20 protein-coding genes and 1 other RNA gene are annotated in these 21,513 nt (G+C 54.4%); 9 read left to right on the plus strand and 12 right to left on the minus strand.

The window, feature by feature from the left end; genetic code table 11:
* Positions 1 to 10 precede the first annotated feature (10 nt).
* Positions 11 to 1,498 carry a Fe-S cluster assembly protein SufB gene (gene sufB, locus PGR79_RS18220; RefSeq protein ID WP_113374145.1) on the minus strand — a complete coding sequence of 496 codons (1,488 nt, stop codon included), beginning with the start codon at positions 1,496 to 1,498 and terminating at the stop codon, positions 11 to 13.
* Between the two features lie 2 nt (positions 1,499 to 1,500).
* Complete coding sequence (sufA, locus tag PGR79_RS18225) at positions 1,501 to 1,878, minus strand: Fe-S cluster assembly scaffold SufA (protein WP_063443660.1); 378 nt, start codon at positions 1,876 to 1,878, stop codon at positions 1,501 to 1,503.
* 554 nt (positions 1,879 to 2,432) lie between these two features.
* On the opposite strand from sufA, the gene PGR79_RS18230 reads away from it, so the two are divergent.
* Positions 2,433 to 2,552 carry a small membrane protein gene (locus tag PGR79_RS18230; protein WP_141097063.1) on the plus strand — a complete coding sequence of 40 codons (120 nt, stop codon included), beginning with the start codon at positions 2,433 to 2,435 and terminating at the stop codon, positions 2,550 to 2,552.
* Between the two features lie 400 nt (positions 2,553 to 2,952).
* Here the strand turns inward: PGR79_RS18230 and PGR79_RS18235 are convergent, their stop codons facing one another.
* On the minus strand, positions 2,953 to 3,759 hold the full coding sequence (locus tag PGR79_RS18235) for an MBL fold metallo-hydrolase (RefSeq protein WP_113374146.1): 807 nt from the start codon (positions 3,757 to 3,759) through the stop codon (positions 2,953 to 2,955).
* Positions 3,760 to 3,919: 160 nt separating this feature from the next.
* On the opposite strand from PGR79_RS18235, the gene PGR79_RS18240 reads away from it, so the two are divergent.
* On the plus strand, positions 3,920 to 4,534 hold the full coding sequence (locus tag PGR79_RS18240) for a hypothetical protein (protein WP_430922235.1): 615 nt from the start codon (positions 3,920 to 3,922) through the stop codon (positions 4,532 to 4,534).
* A 486-nt stretch (positions 4,535 to 5,020) separates the two neighbouring features.
* Here the strand turns inward: PGR79_RS18240 and PGR79_RS18245 are convergent, their stop codons facing one another.
* Positions 5,021 to 5,269: a GlsB/YeaQ/YmgE family stress response membrane protein gene (locus PGR79_RS18245; protein WP_087857921.1), complete on the minus strand. Its 249-nt coding sequence runs from the start codon at positions 5,267 to 5,269 to the stop codon at positions 5,021 to 5,023.
* 167 nt (positions 5,270 to 5,436) lie between these two features.
* Here PGR79_RS18245 and PGR79_RS18250 point away from each other — a divergent pair, with 167 nt between their 5' ends.
* On the plus strand, positions 5,437 to 5,625 hold the full coding sequence (locus PGR79_RS18250) for a YegP family protein (protein WP_113374148.1): 189 nt from the start codon (positions 5,437 to 5,439) through the stop codon (positions 5,623 to 5,625).
* A 41-nt stretch (positions 5,626 to 5,666) separates the two neighbouring features.
* On the opposite strand, the gene menI is transcribed toward PGR79_RS18250, so the two are convergent.
* Together menI and ydiJ are read right to left on the minus strand one after the other, a co-directional pair.
* A complete protein-coding gene (gene menI / locus PGR79_RS18255; protein WP_113374149.1) occupies positions 5,667 to 6,077 on the minus strand; it encodes a 1,4-dihydroxy-2-naphthoyl-CoA hydrolase in 411 nt (136 codons plus the stop codon).
* The gene (gene ydiJ, locus PGR79_RS18260; protein WP_430922237.1) at positions 6,074 to 9,130 is read right to left on the minus strand and encodes a D-2-hydroxyglutarate dehydrogenase YdiJ; all 3,057 of its coding nucleotides are present in this window, start codon (positions 9,128 to 9,130) and stop codon (positions 6,074 to 6,076) included. The genes menI and ydiJ overlap by 4 nt, the downstream gene beginning before the upstream one ends.
* A gap of 218 nt (positions 9,131 to 9,348) precedes the next feature.
* Between ydiJ and ydiK the strand changes: the two genes are divergently transcribed.
* Together ydiK and rprA are read left to right on the plus strand one after the other, a co-directional pair.
* Positions 9,349 to 10,473 (plus strand): AI-2E family transporter YdiK, encoded by a 1,125-nt coding sequence (ydiK, locus tag PGR79_RS18265; protein WP_113374151.1) that lies wholly within the window; start codon positions 9,349 to 9,351, stop codon positions 10,471 to 10,473.
* 170 nt (positions 10,474 to 10,643) lie between these two features.
* An RNA gene (gene rprA, locus PGR79_RS18270) (antisense sRNA RprA) lies at positions 10,644 to 10,751 on the plus strand.
* 83 nt (positions 10,752 to 10,834) lie between these two features.
* Here the strand turns inward: rprA and ppsA are convergent.
* Entirely contained in the window at positions 10,835 to 13,213 is a 2,379-nt protein-coding gene (ppsA, locus tag PGR79_RS18275; RefSeq protein WP_015367026.1) for a phosphoenolpyruvate synthase, read from the minus strand.
* Positions 13,214 to 13,542: 329 nt separating this feature from the next.
* Between ppsA and ppsR the strand changes: the two genes are divergently transcribed.
* From ppsR to hemP, 3 genes are all read left to right on the plus strand, one after another.
* Positions 13,543 to 14,376 carry a posphoenolpyruvate synthetase regulatory kinase/phosphorylase PpsR gene (gene ppsR / locus PGR79_RS18280; RefSeq protein WP_113374152.1) on the plus strand — a complete coding sequence of 278 codons (834 nt, stop codon included), beginning with the start codon at positions 13,543 to 13,545 and terminating at the stop codon, positions 14,374 to 14,376.
* Positions 14,377 to 14,530: 154 nt separating this feature from the next.
* Entirely contained in the window at positions 14,531 to 15,577 is a 1,047-nt protein-coding gene (gene aroH / locus PGR79_RS18285; protein ID WP_113374296.1) for a 3-deoxy-7-phosphoheptulonate synthase AroH, read from the plus strand.
* A gap of 169 nt (positions 15,578 to 15,746) precedes the next feature.
* On the plus strand, positions 15,747 to 15,926 hold the full coding sequence (gene hemP / locus PGR79_RS18290) for a hemin uptake protein HemP (protein WP_162750204.1): 180 nt from the start codon (positions 15,747 to 15,749) through the stop codon (positions 15,924 to 15,926).
* A 28-nt stretch (positions 15,927 to 15,954) separates the two neighbouring features.
* Here the strand turns inward: hemP and selO are convergent, their stop codons facing one another.
* The 4 genes from selO to PGR79_RS18310 form a co-directional block, all read right to left on the minus strand.
* Positions 15,955 to 17,397 (minus strand): protein adenylyltransferase SelO, encoded by a 1,443-nt coding sequence (gene selO, locus PGR79_RS18295; RefSeq protein WP_113374154.1) that lies wholly within the window; start codon positions 17,395 to 17,397, stop codon positions 15,955 to 15,957.
* 113 nt (positions 17,398 to 17,510) lie between these two features.
* Positions 17,511 to 17,975 carry an NlpC/P60 family protein gene (locus PGR79_RS18300; RefSeq protein ID WP_045374354.1) on the minus strand — a complete coding sequence of 155 codons (465 nt, stop codon included), beginning with the start codon at positions 17,973 to 17,975 and terminating at the stop codon, positions 17,511 to 17,513.
* 81 nt (positions 17,976 to 18,056) lie between these two features.
* Positions 18,057 to 18,806 (minus strand): vitamin B12 ABC transporter ATP-binding protein BtuD, encoded by a 750-nt coding sequence (gene btuD, locus PGR79_RS18305; RefSeq protein WP_113374155.1) that lies wholly within the window; start codon positions 18,804 to 18,806, stop codon positions 18,057 to 18,059.
* On the minus strand, positions 18,806 to 19,357 hold the full coding sequence (locus PGR79_RS18310; RefSeq protein ID WP_087857929.1) for a glutathione peroxidase: 552 nt from the start codon (positions 19,355 to 19,357) through the stop codon (positions 18,806 to 18,808). Before PGR79_RS18310 ends, btuD begins: the two co-directional genes overlap by 1 nt.
* A gap of 231 nt (positions 19,358 to 19,588) precedes the next feature.
* Between PGR79_RS18310 and PGR79_RS18315 the strand changes: the two genes are divergently transcribed.
* A complete protein-coding gene (locus PGR79_RS18315) occupies positions 19,589 to 20,389 on the plus strand; it encodes a MetQ/NlpA family ABC transporter substrate-binding protein (protein ID WP_087857930.1) in 801 nt (266 codons plus the stop codon).
* A gap of 36 nt (positions 20,390 to 20,425) precedes the next feature.
* Here PGR79_RS18315 and btuC read toward each other — a convergent pair whose 3' ends face one another.
* Entirely contained in the window at positions 20,426 to 21,412 is a 987-nt protein-coding gene (gene btuC / locus PGR79_RS18320; RefSeq protein ID WP_113374156.1) for a vitamin B12 ABC transporter permease BtuC, read from the minus strand.
* Positions 21,413 to 21,513: the final 101 nt, after the last annotated feature.

A 21,513-nucleotide genomic window follows, 5' to 3' on the forward strand; every position in this document is an offset into this window, starting at 1 on the left:
TCCTTAATTATCAGCCGACGCTATGTTCAAGGCTAATAGCCAGCAATTTTTGCGCTTCGACGGCGAACTCCAGCGGCAATTCTGAGAACACGTCCTTACAGAATCCATTGACGATCATCGAGATCGCGTCATCTTCGCTAATACCCCGCTGCAGGCAGTAGAACAGCTGGTCTTCACCAATCCGCGAGGTGGTGGCTTCGTGTTCCAGCTGGGCGCTGTTATTGCGGCATTCGACGTACGGGAAGGTATGCGCCCCGCAGTCCGGGCCGATCAGCATCGAATCGCACTGGGTGAAGTTCCGGGCGTTCGTCGCGGTCGGCATAATTTTGACCAGCCCGCGATAGCTATTCTGGCTGTGGCCGGCGGAGATCCCTTTCGAGATAATGGTCGAACGGGTGTTCTTGCCGATATGAATCATTTTGGTCCCGGTATCCGCCTGCTGATGGCCGCTTGTCAGCGCCACCGAGAAGAATTCGCCGATCGAGTTATCGCCGCGCAGAATACAGCTCGGGTATTTCCAGGTAATGGCTGAGCCGGTTTCCGATTGGGTCCACGACATCTTGCTGTTTTCGCCTTCGCACAGCGCGCGCTTGGTGACGAAATTAAGGATACCGCCGGTATTGTTGTCGCCGGGGAACCAGTTCTGCACGGTGGAGTACTTCACTTCCGCATCTTTATGAATGATGACTTCAACCACCGCCGCATGCAGCTGGTAGCTGTCGCGGACCGGCGCCGAGCAGCCTTCGATATAGCTCACGTAGCTACCCTCGTCGGCGACCAGAATCGTACGTTCAAACTGGCCGGTCTTCTCGGCGTTGATGCGGAAATAGGTCGACAGCTCCATCGGACAACGCACGCCTTTCGGCACGTAGATAAAGGTGCCATCGGAAGCGACCGCGGCGTTCAGCGCGGCGAAAAAGTTGTCGTTGCCCGGCACTACGGTGCCGAGGTACTTTTTCACCAGTTCCGGATGATCGTGAATCGCTTCGCCAAAGGAGCAGAAGATGATCCCCTGCTCCGCCAGCTTCTCGCGATAGGTGGTCGCCACCGATACCGAGTCGAAAATAGCGTCCACCGCGACTTCTTTGCCTTCGCGTACCGGTACGCCGAGCAGGTTAAAGGCTTCCTCGACTTCATTTGTCAGGAAAGTGTTCGCCCCGGTTTGCTGCACCGCGCCGGGTTCGGAGGCACAGGTATCGTCGCAGTTGCCGCAGGATGGCGCCGAGTAGTAGCTATAATCCTGATAATTGAGCTTATCGTAATGCGCTTTCAGCCAGTGCGGTTCTTCCATCTCCTGCCACGCCCTAAAGGCGTTGAGACGAAATTCGAGCATCCACTCCGGTTCATTACGACGAGCGGAGATCGCGCGCACCACCTCTTCGTTGATGCCTTTGGCCAGCTCATCGGTTTGTAGCTGGGTAAAAAAGCCTTCTTTATAGTTGAGCGGGCCGCCGGTCCAGCTTTTGACATCGTCAGTTGCTTCAGTATTTCGAGACATAGTTACTCCGCCTGCACCCCGAAGCTTTCGCCGCAGCCGCATTCGTGCTGCGCTTTCGGGTTATGAAATTTGAATATTTCATTTAAACCTTCGCGAACATAATCCAGTTCGGTACCGTCAATGAACGGCATCGCCTGCAGCGGCGCAAACAGCTTCGCGCCGTCGCGCTCAAACAGCAGGTCGTCGTCCGCCGGTTCGGCAATCATTTCCAGCACGTAGCCAAAACCGGCGCAACCGCTGGTTTTGATTCCCAGACGCAGCCCCTGCTTATCCGGCTGTTTATGCATCAGTTCACGGATATGGGCCGCCGCAGCGGGGGTCATCGTGAGCCCCTGCCAGTTGAAATCGTCGGGATTAAAGGTGTTTGTTTGTAGTTCCATCGCTCTACCTCATCGATTGCCGCTATCGGGCCATACCCTCATGTTAGTGATAATGATTATCACTTCAACCCTGCCATAGCAGGGGTATTCGTCCATTTCGCCCATTCCTGGGCTTTTCTATAAGCATAGACCCTGGCAGAGGGGTTATCAGGCAGCATTTTCTTCATCTAACTCAATGATAAATAATAAATTATCAGGGAAAAGACTTAGGCAAAGCGGCAATGAAAAAAGATGTATCGAAAATACCTATTTATTAGATAGGCAAATGACCCGTCTATGTGGTAGCAACAGGCAGCTTCCTTGCCAGCGCCAGGATTAGCATCGCTTGCGCCATCAGGATGTCATCAAAGTGAAAAATAATAGTAATTAGCTATAGAAAATAGCGTTTCTGCCGCTGGATTTCGGAATTATATGCCACCTCAATTAACAACCATCATTCAGTTATACTTTTTGTTATCTGAAGTGTGTTTTTCACTAGGATTTTTCCTGGTGTAGATGTAGATTCTTCCTCATAACAATAAAATTACCGATCTTCATTCCTGAGGATATCTCAAATGGAAAATTTATTTTTCGTTATTATTGTGATAATTCTTTTGCTACTTGCCATTGCTGTTTTCATTTCCTATATCAAGGATCGAAAAAAACAAAAAAACACATTCAAAAAGAAATATTAATAACCAAAATATTATTACCAACTTCTATCAAAAGACTTTCTATCATAATTTTCAATCATGCCCCATCACAGGGGCATACAGACACAACAAGAAGCCTCCCCTCACGCTGACGCTCTTCGCCATACCTTTAATGACTTTCCATAGATTATTTATTGCACCACGGTAAGTGACTCGCTGGCGAAGAAAACAATGATATAAACCCCATTGTAAAAAACCGCTACAAGCAATGCCAAAAGCAGACTATCCATTATCATTTTCGTGGTAAAAAACCAGTAACATTGACACGAAATAATATGTGTCGCTCAAAACCAGAAATATGCATGACCAATTCTTCATAATCTTTCGCCTGGCATATTACGGGTTCAAGAATACTTTCAATTCAGTATTTAGCCCGGCATGACTAGACGCTATGTCTGGCCAAACATGCCACATACTTTCTCCCCGATTGACGTACGATTTCTTGTGCATTAACCAGAATCTCCCGTCCTTCAAACGCGCCGTAGATTTGGCTAAACTTCAGCTCGTCGAGACGTCGGATGATATCACTCACTGTAGCAGCCGGCAGCGGCAGCATATTGGGGTAACTCCACATGAAAGAAACGGCGTTAGCTCCGGGCGCCACCTGGACTATATCGCCGGATAATAACAGACCGTCATCCTGTGCCCAGTGCAGCGCGCTGCCGCCGGCGAAGTGCCCGCCCAGACGAATCAAGCTGACGCCAGCGGTCAGTTGTAGAGTTTCGCCCTCCCATAAGCTGATCCACGGGCTATCACGCATGATCCACTGCCGGTCATCCCCATGCAGATAGATTGGCGCCTTGAATTCCGCCGCCCAATCCTGCATACAGCTGTAATAATGCGGATGCGAGATGGCGATAGCCTTCAGCCCACCTAGCGCGGAAACCAGCGTTTTGGTCGCCTCATCGAGGTTGGCGATACAGTCCCACAGAATATTGCCCTGCGGCGTACGCAGCAGAAATGCGCGCTGATTAATGGCAAAACTGGGGATGGTGCGAATGCTAAAAAGCCCACTGTTATGCTGCTGCCATTTATTGTTATGCGATGCGGTGAGCTTATTTAACGCAATCCACTGCTGCCCGCCCACAGGAACAAATTGACGCTCGTCTTCACATATCGGGCAATGTTGCGCAGGGCCTCCGCTAAATTCATAGGAGGTACCACAAGCTTTGCACAGCGTAATCGTCATATCTTCCCCTCTATCCCAGCATCTGATAACAAGCATGGCACATGCTTATTTTAAGCATATGTCAGATAGTGCGAGATGCAACGACCTACCGGGTTTGGTAGCGTTCTGTATTTTTTATCGTTTGTCATAACGGGCATAATCGACCGTCAGCAGTATATGAATGATGAACGGGAAAAGAATGCGCAAATTTTCAGCATTACTATTAATAGGGTTACTTACCGGCTGCTCGGTTAACGCGCCGCAAAGCGCGCAATACAATGCCGAATACTCCCAGCACCAGGATATACGCAAGCGGAACGTATACCGATTTAAGATAAAACCGCTGCAATCCAGCGGTGGAAAATATTGGGGGGCGGATAATTTAACGCAGGTTTTTTACGTCAGTGACAAAAATGCCGCAAGCATTGAATTACGCTTCAATTACCCCACCGCAACGCTACAAGCCTCATCGTTAGACGGGCAAGGGAAAGTAGTAAGCACTCAAACGTTCATCTTGTTAGCCGAATCCGCGACGCCGCCATCGGGTTCGGACACGAAGTACTTATACCTGACGAAAAGTGGCGAGTTACTGAGTAAATGGAAAAACTGTACGCCGGATATGAGCGTAGGCTGTAGCTGGGGTGGACATCAAATATTTATCACCCACAGCGCCGACCTGGCAGTGCAGTATGCAACCGGTGGCGCAGGTTTAGCTTTTCTGCTGATTCCATTTTACGCATCCGAAGCCCGACTACAGGTTTTCGCCAAAGTGCCAATCGGTGCTGCTGACGAGTAATAGAACGTTCACGTTTTGTGATGTGATCGGTTAATTCTTAAAAGCAGGGTTGGTTAATACAGCGTTTACTCATGTACAATCCCTCTCCTTTGTGAATACTTACCGGTGCAAGGCCGGGCTATTGTTTTGGGAGCGAGTGTCGTACAGGATGATTGATATCAGTATTATGTCGATGTGCATGGTTGTGCTATTGGTGATGAGCGTGTTGCTGGAATAAGCGCGGCCCCTACTGTTTTTGTCAGCTTATTTTCCCCCTGAATTGGACATAAAATTACCTCACTGCTTCTCCAGCCGGGAAGCGGTCAGGCTGCGCCTTACCATCCGGCAAAACGGTGTATACGCCCTTTGTCAGGAGGCAGCCGAAAAAATTTGCCAAAATGGGTTCGCCCGCGGGTGTCCTGCGGGCTTTTTTTGTGTCGCAGGCATAAAAAAACCGCCGTGGTTCACGGCGGCTTACTTTCTCAGAGTCAATGTACGCGTGGCGTATTAACTCCTCACTTTACGGTAGATAAACAGCACAACAAGTGCGCCAATTACCGCCACGACAAAGCTACCGAAGTTAAAACCGTCAACTTTGCCAAAGCCGAATAAGGTACTGATCCAGCCACCAACTACCGCACCGATAATACCGAGGATCACGGTGACAATAAATCCACCGCCGTCTTTGCCCGGCATAATCCACTTAGCCAAAATACCAGCGATCAAACCAAAAATGATCCAGGAAATGATACCCATGGTTAACTCCGTCCTCTTTGTTACCGTGAATGTAATTCGTAATTAAAATAGTAGCATAATTACAACGAATGATTTAACAAATATATATTTATTGGATGATTGCTTGCCGTAGCGTTAGCCATGGTCTACAGATTATTCAGTGCTCGTCAACGCCGAAGGAGTGAGAAATGGGATATTACGTACTGAAAAAGTCTGATAAGAACGTCTCGCAGCCGTGGTATTTTCTGCTGAAGGCCGATAACCACGAGACCATCGCCACCAGTGAGATGTACTCATCGAAAGATGCGGCGAAAAAGGGTATCGCCTCGGTGCAGAAAAACGGCGCCAGCGAAGTCATCAAGGACGACACGCAATAAACAATCAGGGGATGCTAATGCATCCCCTGAAATACTTACTGTTACACCACCGCGGTGGTCAGTCGTGATGAGCAGCACAGGCGCCCCTGCTCATCGGTGATATCAATTTGCCACACCTGATGGCGCGACCCTACATGCAGCGCGGTACAAACCCCACTCACCCGCCCACTGCGCACTGAACGAATATGGTTGGCATTCACTTCCAGGCCGACCACTTTCTGTTCCCCTTCGGTACACAAATAGCCCGCAACCGAACCCAGCGTTTCCGCAAGAACCACCGATGCGCCGCCGTGGAGCAGGCCAAATGGCTGATGCGTACGGTGATCAACCGGCATTGTTGCTTCAATGGCGTTATCGTTGATGGCCACAAACTGAATATCCAGCAGACCCACCATGTTCCCCTCGCCCATCGCGTTAAGCTGCGGTAGCGAAGCCTGACGTTTCCAAATCATCCCACAATCTCCAGCAGTGCCTGCAGCGGGTGGCGAACCCCGCTACCTTCGATACGCTTCACCTGGCTTCGGCAGGAATAGCCGGTGGCCAGACAGCGATGACGCGGTAAACGCGCCATCGCCTGCTGCCAGGAAAGCGCGTAAATCGCCAGCGAGTTGGCATGGTTTTTCACTTCGTGCCCGTAGGTACCCGCCATGCCGCAGCAACCCGTACTGATGTACTCCATTTTCGCCCCGCAACGGGCAAAGATCTCTGCCCACTGTTTAGGCGCGGCCGGTAGCGCCGTCACTTCCGTACAGTGGCCAAACAGATACCAGGGTTCGCCGCTGTTGTCCTGGCCGGCCGATGGCGCTATCGCCTGGGTCAGCCATTCATGCACCAACATCACGCGAAAATCGCCGCGTTTCTCGCCCAGCGTCTGGTTATATTCATCGCGATAGCAAAGCACCAGCGCCGGGTCGACGCCAACCATCGGTATATCCAGCCGCGCTACGCGGTTGAGAAAATCAGCAGTTTTCTGCGCGGTACGCGCAAAGCGCGTCAGGAACCCTTTGATATGCTGCGCTTTACCGTTCGGTGAGAACGGCAACAGCACCGGCTGATAGCCGACTTTTTCAATCAGGCGGACAAAGTCAGCTACCACCTGCGCTTCGTAGTAGCTGGTAAACGGATCCTGTACCACCAGCACCCTCTTCGCACGCTGGTCGACGCTCATCGCTTCCAGATCCTCAAGCGTGGTATTGGCGGAGCGGTGGCCTGCCAGCTGCTGCTTGAGCGACGGTACGGAGAGCAGCGGCAGATCGACCATGCCGATATGTTTTTCCGACAGCTTGCGCATCCACGGCTGATTGATAAAGAAGTTGAATGTTTTCGGCGCCTGGGCCATCAGCGGCGCGTAGGACTCGACCGTCGCCACCAGATGATCACGTACCGGTCGTAGGTAGCGGCTGTGATATAGCTGCAGGAAGCGAGAACGGAATTCCGGCACGTCGATCTTAATCGGACACTGGGTTGAACAGGCCTTACAGGCCAGGCAGCCGGACATCGCCTCTTTCACTTCATGCGAGAAATCATATTCGCCTTTACGCGCATGCCAGCTGTTGCGGGTACGCTCGATCAGGGCGCGCAGGCTCACGCCTTTTTCCGGAAGCTCTTGCTCCAGTTTGTTCGGATCGATACCACGGTCGGCCAGCAGGCGTAACCATTCACGCACCAGCGTCGCGCGGCCTTTCGGCGAATGGATGCGCTGATTGCTGACCTTCATTGATGGACACATCGGGCTTTTTACATCGAAGTTAAAGCACAGACCGTTACCATTACACTCCATCGCGCCACGCCAGGCGCTACGCACGGCAATGGGAATTTGGCGATCATAGGTGCCGCGTTTCACCGCATCGACTTTCATCATCGGCGCATCGACGCCTTCCGGTGGGCAAATTTTCCCCGTATTCAATCGGTTATCCGGATCAAATGCCGCTTTCACTTTACGCAGTTCGCTATATAACTCCTCGCCAAAAAAGGCCGGACTGTACTCGGCGCGGAACCCTTTACCGTGTTCGCCCCACAGCAGGCCGCCATATTTGGCCGTCAACGCCACCACTTCATCGGAGATCTGCTTCATCAGCACCTCCTGCTGCGGGTCGCACATGTCCAACGCCGGACGAACGTGCAGCACGCCGGCATCGACGTGTCCAAACATGCCGTAGCTCAGGCCATGTCCGTCGAGTAAAGCGCGAAACTCGGTGATGTAATCCGCCAGATGCTCAGGCGGCACGCAGGTATCTTCAGCAAAAGGAATCGGTTTAGCGGCGCCTTTGGCGTTGCCCAGCAGACCAACCGCCTTTTTACGCATGGCATAGATGCGCTCGACGCCATCCAGTTCATGACAGACCTGCCAGCCAATCACTCCTGCGGCGCCCTGCGACATGAGCTCATCAAGACGCTGACACAGGGTGGAAACCTGACCGTCTATTAATTCAGCATCATCACCGGCAAACTCAACGATATTGAGTCCCAGCATCTCTTTATCCGGCACATCGGCGATCAATTCGCTTACCGAGTGCCAGACGATATCTTCTCGCGCCAGATTAAGCACCTTCGAGTCGACGGTCTCCACCGACAGCGCCTTTGCTTCAACCATGAAAGGCGCGTTACGTAGCGCCGAATCAAAGGAGTCATACTTGACGTTAACCAAGCGGCGCACCTTCGGCAGACGCGTAATATCGAGCCGCGCTTCGGTGATAAATGCCAGCGTGCCTTCGGAGCCGGTCAGAATGCGCGTCAGGTCGAACTCGCTCATCTCATCATTGAACACATGACGCAAATCGTAGCCGGTCAGGAAGCGGTTCAGTTTCGGGAATTTATCGAGGATCAGCTGACGCTGCGCTTTGCAGCGCTGATAGACGGTACGGTAGATGCGGCCAATCGCTGACTGCTCGCGCCCCAGCGTTTCCGCCAGCGCGGCGGGAATTGGTAAAGTATCAAGGATATCGCCGCCCATGAGTACCGATCGCACCCCGAGCACATGATCGGAGGTTTTACCGTAAACCAATGACCCCTGTCCGGAGGCATCGGTATTGATCATTCCGCCGAGCGTCGCGCGGTTACTGGTCGACAGCTCTGGGGCGAAGAAATAGCCGTAGGGCTTAAGAAACTGGTTAAGCTGGTCTTTGATTACCCCGGCTTCGACCCGTACCCAACCCTCCTCAGGATTGATTTCGATAATACGGTTCATATAGCGCGACATATCAACGATGATCCCCGCATTCAGCGCTTGACCATTGGTGCCGGTACCACCGCCGCGAGGGGTAAAAATCAGCGATTTAAAGCGCGGTTCCGCCGCCAGTCGCGCCAGTAAAGCGACGTCTGCGGTGGAACGGGGAAACAGAATGGCGTCCGGCAACAGCTGATAGACACTGTTATCGGTCGCCATAGTGAGCCGGTCGGCATAGCTGGTGGCGGTATCGCCGGTGAAACCTTGTTGCTCCAGTACCTGCAAAAAATTCAGCACCAGTTGAACGACGCCCGGCGCTTGAGAAATCTGTGGGATCATGACGCTTGACCCTGCCTGAATATGTTGTGTTTAGATGATGTAATAATGCGCAAATTAAACGTTTGCGTGGCGCACTCAACTTTTTATCACATTTTTTTCATATCCGCCCACGAGATTTACGGGCAAAATCAGGCGCGCGAAATTATTGATATTATTATCTGTACATGGAATTACGCTGCGTCAGCATTGAGACGCGATTGGAAAGGTAAATTTTCTCTATGATTAACCAACATCAGCCCCGGGACATACCGCAAATTCTGCTGTCGGTGCTGTTTTTGTCCCTGATAATTATTTCCTGCCTGTGGGTTGTGCAACCATTTATTCTCTCCTTCGCCTGGGCCGGTACCGTGGTCATCGCCACCTGGCCGGTGCTGCTTCGTTTGCAAAAATTGCTGTTCGGCAAACGCGCGCTGGCGGTGCTGGTGATGACGCTACTGCTGTTTTTACTATTCGTCATTCCCATTGCCTTACTGGTGAATAGCCTGGTCGATAATAGCGCCCCGCTGATTAAAATCGTCAGTACCGGCCAGGTAACGCTGCCGGATTTCGCCTGGCTGAACTCGATTCCGCTGATCGGCGATAAACTCTATTCCGCCTGGCATAGCCTGCTGGAGATGGGCGGCGCGGCGATTATGGCCAAGGTCCGCCCTTATATCGGCGCCACCACCACCTGGTTTGTCGGCCAGGCTGCGCATATTGGTAAACTGCTGGTTTACTGCGGACTGATGCTATTGTTCAGCGCCCTGCTTTACTGGCGCGGCGAGCGGGTCGCCTATGGCTTCCGCTACTTCGCGACCCGTCTGGCCTCAAAGCGTGGCGATGCTGCGGTGGTCCTAGCCGGACAGGCGGTACGCGCCGTGGCGCTGGGCGTGGTTGTCACCGCGCTGGCGCAGGCGGTTCTTGGCGGTATCGGGCTGGCGATAAGCGGCGTACCTTACGCCGCGCTGTTGACCGTGGTGATGATTTTCACCTGTCTGGTACAGCTGGGGCCGCTTATCGTGCTGGTGCCGTCGATTATCTGGCTGTACTGGACCGGCGATACGACCTGGGGCACGGTGCTGCTGGTATGGAGCTGCGTGGTGGGTACGATGGATAACGTAATTCGCCCGGTGCTGATTCGCATGGGCGCCGACCTGCCGATGATTCTGATCCTCTCCGGCGTTATCGGCGGCCTGATCGCCTTCGGCATGATTGGCCTGTTTATCGGTCCGGTGCTGCTGGCCGTCTCCTGGCGCCTTTACGACGCCTGGGTGCAGGAAGTTCCAGCGCCGCCGCTGGACCCGGATCTGGTTCTGGCGGAGCTCGCCGAACTTAATGCCAGCCATAACAAAAGCGAAAAGTAACAGAAAGGCGGGGAAACCCGCCTTAAACTTAAGCTAAATTTATCAATCCCCCGCCACTTCCGGCATATTCATGTTCCAGCTCGATATTTACCTCTCATATTCTTCACACTGATTTAACTATTGAGAAGAATCCGATCGACGTCAACAGCCCTGATGCCTACTATTAGCCCACGGTTATAGATCAAGATATTGATTTATAAGCATGGAAATCCCCTGAGTGAAACAACGAATTGCTGTGTGTAGTCTTTGCCCATCTCCCACGATGGGCTTTTTTTTACGTCAAAATCAAAAAACGCAACGTTGCTGAAGGCAAAAAAAATCCCCGGCATTTCTGCCAGGGATTGGGCTATCCGCGTTGAACTTATTTATTCAGTTCAGCCAGACCTAACCAGGTTTGCACCACGGTATCCGGGTTCAGGGACAGGCTATCGATCCCCTCTTCCATCAGCCAGGCGGCAAAGTCTTCGTGGTCGGACGGCCCCTGGCCGCAGATGCCCACGTATTTGCCCTGTTTTTTCGCCGCGCGGATGGCCATCGACAGCAGCGCTTTCACCGCGTCGTTGCGTTCATCAAACAGCTCAGACACAACGCCGGAGTCGCGATCGAGACCCAGCGCCAGCTGCGTCATGTCGTTCGAACCGATCGAGAAGCCATCGAAATACTCGAGGAACTGCTCCGCCAGCAGCGCGTTCGACGGGATTTCGCACATCATGATGATCTTCAACCCGTTCTCGCCGCGCTTGAGCCCCTGACGTTCCAGCTCTTCAACCACCGCTTTCGCCTGCGCGACGGTACGTACGAACGGCACCATCACTTCCACGTTGGTCAGGCCCATGTCGTTACGCACGCGTTTCATCGCTTCACACTCCAGCGCGAAGCAATCGCGGAAGCTTTCTGAAACGTAGCGTCCGGCGCCGCGGAAGCCGAGCATCGGGTTCTCTTCTTCCGGCTCGTAACGCTCGCCGCCCACCAGGTTGGCGTATTCGTTAGATTTAAAGTCGGACAAACGCACGATGACGCGTTTCGGGTAGAAGGCGGCGCCAAGGGTAGCGATCCCTTCGGTCAGGCGGCCAACGTAGAACTCTCTCGGCGAATCGTAGCCTTTCATCAGCTCGCGGATTTCGTTCTGCAGGCCCGGCTCCTGGTCGTCAAACTCCAGCAGCGCGCGCGGGTGAACACCAATCATGCGGTTAATGATAAATTCCAGCCGCGCCAGCCCCACGCCTTCATTCGGCAGGCAGGCGAAGTCAAAGGCGCGATCCGGGTTGCCGACGTTCATCATAACCTTCAGCGGCAGGTTCGGCATCTCGCCGACGCTGGAGCTCTTCACGCTGAAGTCCAGCAGCTCTGCGTAGACGTAGCCGGTGTCCCCTTCGGCGCAGGAAACGGTGACGTTCTGGTTTTCCTGGATTCGATCGGTCGCATCACCGCAGCCGACCACCGCCGGGATCCCCAGCTCGCGGGCGATAATCGCCGCGTGGCAGGTACGTCCGCCGCGGTTGGTGACGATCGCCGAGGCTTTCTTCATGATCGGTTCCCAATCCGGGTCGGTCATGTCGGTGACCAGCACGTCGCCGGGCTCAATGCGGTTCATCTCACTGATATCGTGAATAACCTTAACCGGGCCGGCGCCGATGCGGTGGCCGATGGCTCGCCCTTCGGCGATGATCTGCCCCTGGGCATGCAGGGTATAACGCTCCATCACCTGACCGCGCGAACGAACCGTTTCCGGACGCGCCTGGACGATAAACAGCTTACCGGTGTGGCCATCTTTAGCCCACTCGATATCCATCGGGCGACCATAGTGCTTCTCGATCTGCACCGCCTGCTTCGCCAGCTCTTCCACTTCCTCGTTGGTTAACGAGAAAACATCGCGCTGCGCCTGCGGCACATCTTCGATGCGCACCTGCTTGCCGTGTTCCTGAGTCGGCGCGTAAACCATGCGGATTTTTTTCGACCCCATGGTACGGCGCACGATAGCCGGGCGATTAGCCGCCAGGGTCGGTTTATGGACGTAAAATTCGTCCGGGTTCACCGCGCCCTGCACCACCATCTCGCCGAGGCCCCACGCCGAGGTGATAAACACCACCTGGTCGAAACCGGACTCGGTATCGATGGAGAACATCACGCCGGAGGAGGCCAGATCGGAGCGCACCATCCTCTGCACCCCGGCGGATAGCGCCACGCCGCGGTGATCGTAACCCTGATGCACGCGATAGGAGATCGCGCGATCGTTAAACAGTGAAGCAAAAACGTGCTTCACGGCAACGAGCACGGCGTCAAAGCCCTGCACGTTGAGGAATGTCTCTTGCTGACCGGCGAAGGAAGCATCCGGCATATCTTCCGCCGTCGCCGAAGAGCGAACGGCGAACGAGGCCTCGGCGTCATCGGCGGACAGCAGGTCATAAGCTTCGCGAATCGCGTTTTCCAGTTCGCTCTGGAAGGGGGTGTCGATGATCCATTGACGGATCTGCGCGCCCGCTTTCGCTAATGCGGAAACGTCGTCAATGTCGGTTTCATCCAGCAGTGCATAAATGCGCTGGTTAACGCCGCTTTGGTCCAGGAACTGATCGAAAGCATCAGCGGTGGTGGCGAACCCGTTTGGTACGGAGACACCCATACCGGACAGGTTAGTAATCATTTCACCAAGGGAGGCATTTTTGCCCCCAACTCTGTCTACATCATTCATGCCGAGTTGGTTATACCAAAGCACCAGCGGTGACGAGCCATTGTTGGACATCGAGACAATCCTTTTGTGATTTAATACAAATTATAGAAAACACACGATCGACTACGGTATTCATCCTGACATATTTATGCCGCTGAAAAAAACGGTGAATCGTTCAAGCAAATTAATTTTCTGTTTTTAGGATTGTTTTCCGGAATTCCCTAACTATATGATTAAAATGGATTCTATTGATATTTGATACAAATAGTGTGCAAAACCCGAAACTGAACCTGCCATTTCATTAAAAACAAAATTAGCGTTTCATTTTTTAAGTGAGACAAAGGTTAAAGCTCTGTGCTTAAATTTACTCTGCTTTTAGATAATTATACCGGATGGTCAAAATGGACAGTGCTGTAGATCGCCACGTATTTTATATTTCTGACGGTACCGCTATTACGGCGGAAGTTTTAGGTCATGCGGTAATGTCGCAATTCCCGGTGGCCATCAGTAGCGTGACGTTGCCGTTTGTTGAAAACGTCAGCCGCGCCCGGGCGGTAAAAGAACAAATCGATGCCATTTATCAACAAACCGGCATCCGCCCGCTGGTCTTCTATTCCATCGTTATCCCCGAAATTCGCGACATTATTTTGCAAAGCGAGGGTTTTTGTCAGGATATCGTGCAGGCGCTGGTGGCCCCGCTGCAGCAAGAGTTACATCTGGATCCCACGCCGGTGGCTCACCGCACCCACGGCCTGAACCCCGGTAACCTGATTAAATACGATGCGCGTATCGCCGCCATCGATTACACGCTCGCCCATGACGACGGCATTTCGCTGCGCAATCTCGATCAGGCGCAGGTGATCCTGCTCGGCGTATCGCGCTGCGGCAAAACGCCGACCAGCCTGTATCTGGCAATGCAGTATGGCATTCGCGCCGCTAACTACCCCTTTATCGCCGACGATATGGACAATCTGATTCTCCCGGCCTCGTTAAAACCGCTGCAGCACAAGATGTTCGGCCTGACGATTAACCCGGAGCGACTGGCGGCAATCCGCGAAGAGCGCCGGGAAAACAGCCGTTACGCCTCGCTGCGCCAGTGCCGTATGGAAGTAACCGAAGTCGAAGCGCTGTATCGCAAAAACAAGATCCCCTGCCTTAACAGTACCAACTATTCGGTAGAGGAAATTGCTACCAAAATCATGGATATCATGGGGCTTAATCGCAGGATGTACTAACACACTAGTACATTATTGAAAATTTGTTTATGCTATCGCTCGTGGCCTATACAGGATCATGCCCTGCTCTTGCAATAAGCAGGGATTGGTTTATCGTGATGCGCATCACTTCCCGGCATTTTCGCCGCGGAAGAAACAGATTTTTGAGACCCCAATGAATAAAACAGACGAATTGCGTACCGCGCGCATTGAAAGCCTGGTAACGCCCGCGGAACTGGCGCAGCGCCATCCCGTGTCGGCCGAGGTTGCCGCCCACGTCTCCGCCTCCCGCCGGCGGATTGAAAAAATCCTCAACGGCGAAGACCGCCGCCTGCTGGTGATTATCGGCCCCTGCTCCATTCACGACCCCGAAGCGGCGCTGGAATATGCGCGCCGCCTGCAGGGCATGCGCGAACGTTACCAGCCGCAGCTGGAAATTGTCATGCGCACCTATTTCGAAAAACCGCGCACCGTCGTGGGCTGGAAAGGACTCATTTCCGACCCTGACCTCAACGGCAGCTACCGGGTCAACCACGGTATCGAACTGGCGCGTCGTCTGCTGCTGCAGGTCAACGAGCTGGGTATCCCCACCGCCACCGAATTCCTGGATATGGTGACCGGGCAGTTTATTGCCGATCTGATTAGCTGGGGCGCCATCGGCGCGCGCACCACCGAAAGTCAAATCCACCGCGAGATGGCCTCGGCGCTCTCCTGCCCGGTTGGTTTTAAAAACGGTACCGACGGCAACACCCGCATCGCGGTCGACGCGATACGCGCTTCGCGCGCCAGCCATATGTTCCTGTCGCCGGATAAACAGGGCCAGATGACCATCTACCAGACCAGCGGTAACCCGTACGGCCATATCATTATGCGCGGCGGTAAACGGCCAAATTATCATGCAGCGGATATCGCCGCCGCCGGTGAAGCGCTACGGGAATTCGATCTCCCTGAGCAACTGGTCGTCGACTTCAGCCACGGCAACTGTCAGAAGCAGCATCGCCGTCAACTGGAAGTGTGCGCCAATATCTGCCAGCAGATCCGCGATGGATCTACCGCCATTGCCGGGGTTATGGCGGAGAGCTTCCTCGCCGAAGGGACGCAAAAAGTGATCCCCGGTCAGCCGCTGACCTGGGGCCAGTCGATTACCGACCCGTGTCTGAGCTGGGAAGATAGCGAAAAAATGCTCGCCGAACTGGCTGCTGCCACCGCTACACGGCTGTAACCCTTCCCCCGCCGCGCTCGCGGCGGGTATTCATCGCTCGCCGTTCATCCTCTGCGCAATAGCTACCTGAAATGGTAAACCACGACAAAAAAGGCTTGCCGTGAAAATTAACATTACTGATAATGATTATCATTGTTGCTTTTATTTTTACTTTGGTGCTATGACGCGTATGGATAACACTGCCACAGCTGAGAAAACGAAAGACAATGCTCCCTATCCTATTGCCAGCGATCGCCAAATCAGCAGCCGGACGCTGTTGGGCGCGGAAGGCCGCGTGGTGATCGAACATGACGGCCAGCGCTATCTGCTGCGCCAGACACACGCCGGTAAGCTAATTTTGACCAAATAAAACCTCGCGCGATGGCGAGGCTTTACGGTTAGCTGGAGCAGCTGACTTCCAGATGTTTACCCCAGTCAGGCGGGCGGCTGCCATAATCATCTGAACGATCGGCAAACGGCTGCGCGAGGGCCTCATGCAGACGTTCCAGCTCGCGCATGTCGCCATCTTCGGCTTTTTCTATTGCCCGCTGCGCCAGCCAGTTGCGTAGCACCACCGCCGGGTTGACGCCCTGCATCCGCTGCTGGCGTTCGCTATCGTCGATCTGTTCATCGCGCAGCCGCGCCCGGTAGTCGGCAAACCAGCTATCAAACGCCGCGCGGTCGATAAACTCATCGCGCAGCGGCGATGCCGCGCTATGCTGCTCGCTTTGGCTCAGCATCCGGAAGGTACGAGTGTAGTCACTCCCTTCACGCTCCATCAGGCTGAACAGTCCATCAAGCAGAGTGTTATCACCGGTTTGCTGAGTATAGAAGCCGAGTTTGTCGCGCATGCGGCGGCCGTAGGCGGTCAACAAGGCATGCTGATAGTCATCCAGCGCCGCGTTCAGCGCGTCGGCGCTGATAAACGGCGAGAGCGACTGGGCCAGACGCTGCAGGTTCCACAACCCTACAGCCGGTTGGTTATCAAAGCTGTAGCGCCCCTGGTAATCAGAGTGGTTACAGATAAAACCGGGCTGGAAATCATCGAGGAAGCCATACGGACCATAATCCATGGTCAGGCCAAGAATCGACATATTGTCGGTATTCATCACCCCGTGGGCAAAGCCAACGGTCTGCCAGCTGGCGATCATTTCCGCGGTACGCATGACAACGTCACGGAACCAGAGAATATACTTATCCGCCTCCTGCTGCAGCTGCGGCCAGTGGTGTTCAATCACATAATCGGCCAGCTGCTGCACTTTTCCCGCTTCGCGACGATAGTAAAAATGTTCGAAATGGCCAAAGCGTACGTGACTTTCGGCGATGCGCATCAGCATGGTGCCGCGTTCTTCGCGTTCGCGGTAAACCGGCGTGTCGCTGGTCACCATCGCCAGCGCGCGGGTGGTTGGGATCCCAAGCGCATGCATTGCTTCGCTGGCAAGGCTTTCGCGGATAGTTGAACGCAGTACCGCCCGGCCATCGCCCATTCTAGAATAGGGCGTCAGACCAGCGCCTTTAAGATGCCAGTCAAAACGTTGACCATCCGGCAACTGCTGCTCGCCAAGCAAAATGCCGCGCCCATCGCCAAGCTGACCGGCCCAGGCGCCAAATTGATGGCCACTATAGACCTGCGCCAGCGGCGACATCCCCGGCAGCAACGCTTCGCCACCCCAGACGCCCGCTCCGCGCTCGGGTTCGAATAACGTTTCCGGGACGCCCAACGTTTGCGCCAGAGCGGTGTTGCGCCAGATGAGACGCGCGTTCTCCAGCGGCGTGGGCGCCAGAGAAGTGTAAAAACCCGGCAGCCGATCGCGCCAGTGAGTAGTAAAAGACAGGGTCATGGTTCCTCCTGCCGCCAGTGTAGTGCCTTCAACAGGGTATTAACACGGGCGAACTGCAGGGTTATGGCAATTAAAAAAGGGAGCCATCGCTCCCCTTTCTCACCGAATGCGGGTTAAATGCGCCTCGCCTGCCAGAATTTTTTGTTCCAGTAGACGTTGTCCAGCGACGAGCGGGTAACGCCCTGGCTGGTAGAGGCGTGAATAAATTGATTGTCGGTATCATAGATACCGACGTGCAGGCCGCTTTCGCCGGATCCGGTTTTGAAGAATACTAGGTCGCCGGGCAACAGATCGCTTTTATCAATGCGGGTGCCGATTTCCGCCTGCTCGCGAGTTTCCCGCGGCAACTGCATGGCGAATTTGTCGCGGAACGTGCGTACCACAAAGCCCGAACAGTCAACGCCGCGCGGCGTCATGCCGCCATAACGGTACGGCGCACCACGCCAGTTGCGCAATTGCTCATTCAGATTCGCCACCACGGTAATGGAATCAGCCAGCCGCGGATTCGGCGGCGGCGCCCGGTGGCTGCTACAGCCAGCCAGCACCATCGCCGCAATAAAAATGAACCACAAACGCATCTCAGACGATTCCTCTGTTCCCTGTCCTGTTATTGCAATAATTTAGCCTGTTTAGCGGCGTACAGGCAAGATCCTTACCTGCTACTGTGACGCCACGAGCATAAGATGACCCGCGACTTCCACACGCTGGAAAGCGATATGATAAGCGGCGGTCAAATTTTCCTCACTCAGCACCTCATACGTTTCCCCGCTGGCAATCATCTGCCCACCACAAATGAGCCACGCCCTCTGCGCATGTCGCAACGTATGGTTGAGATCGTGGCTGCTCATCACGATAGCGATCCCCAGCCCGCATAGCGACGCCAACACGCTATCCAGCGCCGCCTGTTGCGCGACATCGAGGCTGTTCATCGGTTCATCCAATAATAACAGCTGGCCGGCTGGATTCGCGCGGCGGTGAATCTGCAGGATCACCGCCGCCAGACGCACCCGCTGCCACTCGCCGCCGGAGATCTGGTTGACCTGGCGCCCCAGCTTATCGCTTAACCCCAGTTGCCCGGCGATCTCGTTGAGCAACCCCTGCGGGGCGCTATCCTGCATATGTAACGACAGATAGTGCCACACCGGCATTGCGAAGGGCGGGAGCTGCTGCTGGCTCAGATAGGCGCGATGGCGGGCAAGCTCCGCCGCGGGCCACTTATCCAGCGCCCGCTGGTTAAGCGTAATCAGGCCGGGGCCGCTGGTCAGCCCGGCCATCCGCGCCAGCAGGGTACTTTTACCCGCGCCGTTCGGCCCCACCAGATGGACTATCTCTCCGGGCCGAACGTCAGCGGTAAACGGCGACAGCCGCCCCGCTTCCGCTACATCCTGTAGCTGCATCAAAAACGGCATTATTGCGCTAATGCTCCTTTTAGCGCAGCCAGTAGCTGCGGGTCGTCCGGCGTCATGTCCGGAGAGAAACGCTGAATGACCTGGCCATCGCGGCCCACGAGGAATTTTTCAAAGTTCCACAGGATGTCGTCAACGTACAGCGGCGCTCGGCCTTTACTGGCCATCCGCTCATAAAAACCGCTCCCTTCCGGCGCGACGGCTTTCGGGGCGGCGGCAATCAGTTTTTGATACAGCGGCGCGCGATGTTCGCCGTTAACGTCAATTTTACTGAACAGTGGGAAAGTGACGCCGTAGGTCACGCTGCAGAACGTTTTAATCTCTTCTTCGCTGCCCGGCTCCTGGCCGAGAAACTGATTACAAGGAAAGCCAAGGACGCTGAATCCCTGCGGGGCAAACTCTTCTTGCAGCGCTTCCAGTTGCTCATACTGCGGCGTGAGGCCGCATTTTGAGGCTACGTTGACGATCAGCAGCACCTTTCCGGCATACGCTGCCAGGGTGGTTTTCTCGCCATCGATGGTCGTCACTTCGGTATTTAGAATGTCGTGTTGCATAGCCTTCCCTCAGTCAATAATGCAGGTTAAGGAGATCCCTATCTACTGTAGCGGATTCAACGCGGCTGATTCTACTTTGATTCGTGGGTAAATGTCGCTTGATGTAACACCGCTGCGTTTGCCACCGGCAACATGAATTCCTCTCAATATCAGCAATGGACAAATCAGTGTACAGTGTGAAACAGATGTAATAGTGTTTCGTTACTTGTTAATTTATGAGAGTTTTTATAGATGAAGAAGTTATTAAGCTCGGTATTAATCGCCACATCGGTGGCGCTGTTATCCGCCTGCTCTCCGGACGATAACGATAAGGTTAAAGTCGCGATCAATACCGGCCCGGATGAAGCTATCTGGAAAGTCGTGGAGCAGGTAGCAAAAGACAAATATAACCTCGACGTTGAGGTTATCTCTTTCAATGATTACGTCCTGCCGAATGAAGCGTTAAATAATAAAGATGTCGACGCCAACGCCTTCCAGACGCTGCCCTATCTCGAAGCGCAGTCGAAAGAGCGCGGCTATAAATTCGCCATCGTCGGTAAAACGTTCGTCTTCCCGATTGCCGCCTATTCGCGCAAAATCAAAAATATCAGCGAACTGCCTGACGGCGCGACCGTCTCTATCTCTAACGAAACCACCACGCTTGGCCGCAGCCTGCTGCTGTTACAGGCGCAAGGATTAATCAAGTTGAAAGATGGCGTAGGCTATCTGCCCACTACGCTGGATATCATTGATAACCCGAAACACCTGAAGATTGTTGAAGTCGATACTCCGCAGCTGACCCGTACGCTCGACGATCCGAACGTAACGCTTGCCATCATCAACACTAATTTCTCGGCGCAGGTCGGTTTATCTGCCGCCCGCGATGGCCTGTTTATGGAAGGCCCGGATTCACCTTATGTCAATGCGATTGTCTCTCGCGAAGACAATAAAGACAGCAAGAAAATCCAGGAGCTGAAAGAGGCCTTCCAGACCAAGGAAGTCGCCGATAAAGCGCAGGAAGTCTATAAAGGCGATGCCATCAAAGGCTGGTAATCGTCACCCGACGCCGTCCATTACGACGGCGTCTCCCTACCCCCGCCGTCCCGAACGCAGCAGCAACCAGATGAACACCGGCGCCCCCAGCGTCGCCGTCACCACGCCGATCGGTAATTCCGCCGCCGATAACGCCAGACGGGCGATGATATCGGCGCCGAGCAGCGCGCTGGCGCCAGCTAACAGGCAGGCGGGAAGCAGCACCCGATGATCGCTCAGGCCGCACAGGCGCAAAATATGCGGGATCACCAGACCAATAAAGCCAATCGCCCCCGCCAGCGCCACGCTGACGCCGACCAGCCAGCCGGTGGCCACCACCAGTAGTTTTCGCCATAACCACAGCGGCAGGCCGAGCTGACGCGCCGAGACTTCGCCCAACGCCAGTAGGTTCAGCGGCTGCGACTGCCAGCATACCCACAGCAGCACCGGTATTAGCGCCAGCATCAGCCACAGCTGCTGCCAGTCGACGCCGCCAAAACCCCCCATCATCCAGTACATCAGCTGGCGCAGATCAAAAGACGTTGAGAAATAGACCGCCCAGGTCATCAAGGCGCTACAAATAATGCCGAGCGCCACCCCTGCCAGCAGCAGACGGCTGGTGGACAGGTGACGTCGGGCGAAACGGAGCAGAATAAAGGTAATCAGCAGCGCGCCGGCGATGGCGCACAGCCCCAGCGCCCACATGGGTAACACGCCGTGACCTAACAGCACGGCAGCAATCAACCCAACGCCCGCGCCGTTAGAGACGCCCAGCAGTCCCGGTTCCGCCAGCGGGTTTTCAAATAGCGCCTGCATGATCGCCCCGGAAAGCGCCAGCGCCGCCCCTACTAACAGCACCGCCAGCGTGCGCGGCAGACGGATTTGCCAGATAAACAGCTCGCCTTTAGCGCTAAACCACTCCTGCGGCGCGATCCATTGGTCACCGGCGCACAGGCTAATTGTCAATGTGACAAGTAGGATCAGCGTTAAGGCGGTTAGCCAACGACGGTTATGGCGCTGTTGAATATCGGCGAAGGTCTGCATAAGTCCCGGAGACAAGTGAGCGAGGTGATTGATTTTACGGTGGCGATGGCGGGGAGAAAAGGAAAAACTCTGAGTTATCACCACGCTGGCGCCGGCGCTCC

The organism is Klebsiella sp. 141161 (assembly GCF_050600815.1).
In the GTDB taxonomy this organism is placed as follows: domain Bacteria; phylum Pseudomonadota; class Gammaproteobacteria; order Enterobacterales; family Enterobacteriaceae; genus Klebsiella; species Klebsiella aerogenes.

What these genes read in the sequence shown, in the direction of transcription:
- aroH (WP_113374296.1), top strand. Translation starts at nt 14,531, where the DNA reads ATGAATAAAACAGACGAATTGCGTACCGCGCGCATTGAAAGCCTGGTA.
- PGR79_RS18250 (WP_113374148.1), top strand. Translation starts at nt 5,437, where the DNA reads ATGGGATATTACGTACTGAAAAAGTCTGATAAGAACGTCTCGCAGCCG.
- hemP (WP_162750204.1), top strand. Translation starts at nt 15,747, where the DNA reads ATGGATAACACTGCCACAGCTGAGAAAACGAAAGACAATGCTCCCTAT.
- menI (WP_113374149.1), bottom strand. Translation starts at nt 6,077, where the DNA reads ATGATTTGGAAACGTCAGGCTTCGCTACCGCAGCTTAACGCGATGGGC.
- PGR79_RS18310 (WP_087857929.1), bottom strand. Translation starts at nt 19,357, where the DNA reads ATGCAACACGACATTCTAAATACCGAAGTGACGACCATCGATGGCGAG.
- selO (WP_113374154.1), bottom strand. Translation starts at nt 17,397, where the DNA reads ATGACCCTGTCTTTTACTACTCACTGGCGCGATCGGCTGCCGGGTTTT.
- ppsA (WP_015367026.1), bottom strand. Translation starts at nt 13,213, where the DNA reads ATGTCCAACAATGGCTCGTCACCGCTGGTGCTTTGGTATAACCAACTC.
- PGR79_RS18300 (WP_045374354.1), bottom strand. Translation starts at nt 17,975, where the DNA reads ATGCGTTTGTGGTTCATTTTTATTGCGGCGATGGTGCTGGCTGGCTGT.
- sufB (WP_113374145.1), bottom strand. Translation starts at nt 1,498, where the DNA reads ATGTCTCGAAATACTGAAGCAACTGACGATGTCAAAAGCTGGACCGGC.
- PGR79_RS18235 (WP_113374146.1), bottom strand. Translation starts at nt 3,759, where the DNA reads ATGACGATTACGCTGTGCAAAGCTTGTGGTACCTCCTATGAATTTAGC.
- ydiJ (WP_430922237.1), bottom strand. Translation starts at nt 9,130, where the DNA reads ATGATCCCACAGATTTCTCAAGCGCCGGGCGTCGTTCAACTGGTGCTG.
- PGR79_RS18315 (WP_087857930.1), top strand. Translation starts at nt 19,589, where the DNA reads ATGAAGAAGTTATTAAGCTCGGTATTAATCGCCACATCGGTGGCGCTG.
- ppsR (WP_113374152.1), top strand. Translation starts at nt 13,543, where the DNA reads ATGGACAGTGCTGTAGATCGCCACGTATTTTATATTTCTGACGGTACC.
- PGR79_RS18230 (WP_141097063.1), top strand. Translation starts at nt 2,433, where the DNA reads ATGGAAAATTTATTTTTCGTTATTATTGTGATAATTCTTTTGCTACTT.
- PGR79_RS18245 (WP_087857921.1), bottom strand. Translation starts at nt 5,269, where the DNA reads ATGGGTATCATTTCCTGGATCATTTTTGGTTTGATCGCTGGTATTTTG.
- ydiK (WP_113374151.1), top strand. Translation starts at nt 9,349, where the DNA reads ATGATTAACCAACATCAGCCCCGGGACATACCGCAAATTCTGCTGTCG.
- btuD (WP_113374155.1), bottom strand. Translation starts at nt 18,806, where the DNA reads ATGCCGTTTTTGATGCAGCTACAGGATGTAGCGGAAGCGGGGCGGCTG.
- PGR79_RS18240 (WP_430922235.1), top strand. Translation starts at nt 3,920, where the DNA reads ATGATGAACGGGAAAAGAATGCGCAAATTTTCAGCATTACTATTAATA.
- btuC (WP_113374156.1), bottom strand. Translation starts at nt 21,412, where the DNA reads ATGCAGACCTTCGCCGATATTCAACAGCGCCATAACCGTCGTTGGCTA.
- sufA (WP_063443660.1), bottom strand. Translation starts at nt 1,878, where the DNA reads ATGGAACTACAAACAAACACCTTTAATCCCGACGATTTCAACTGGCAG.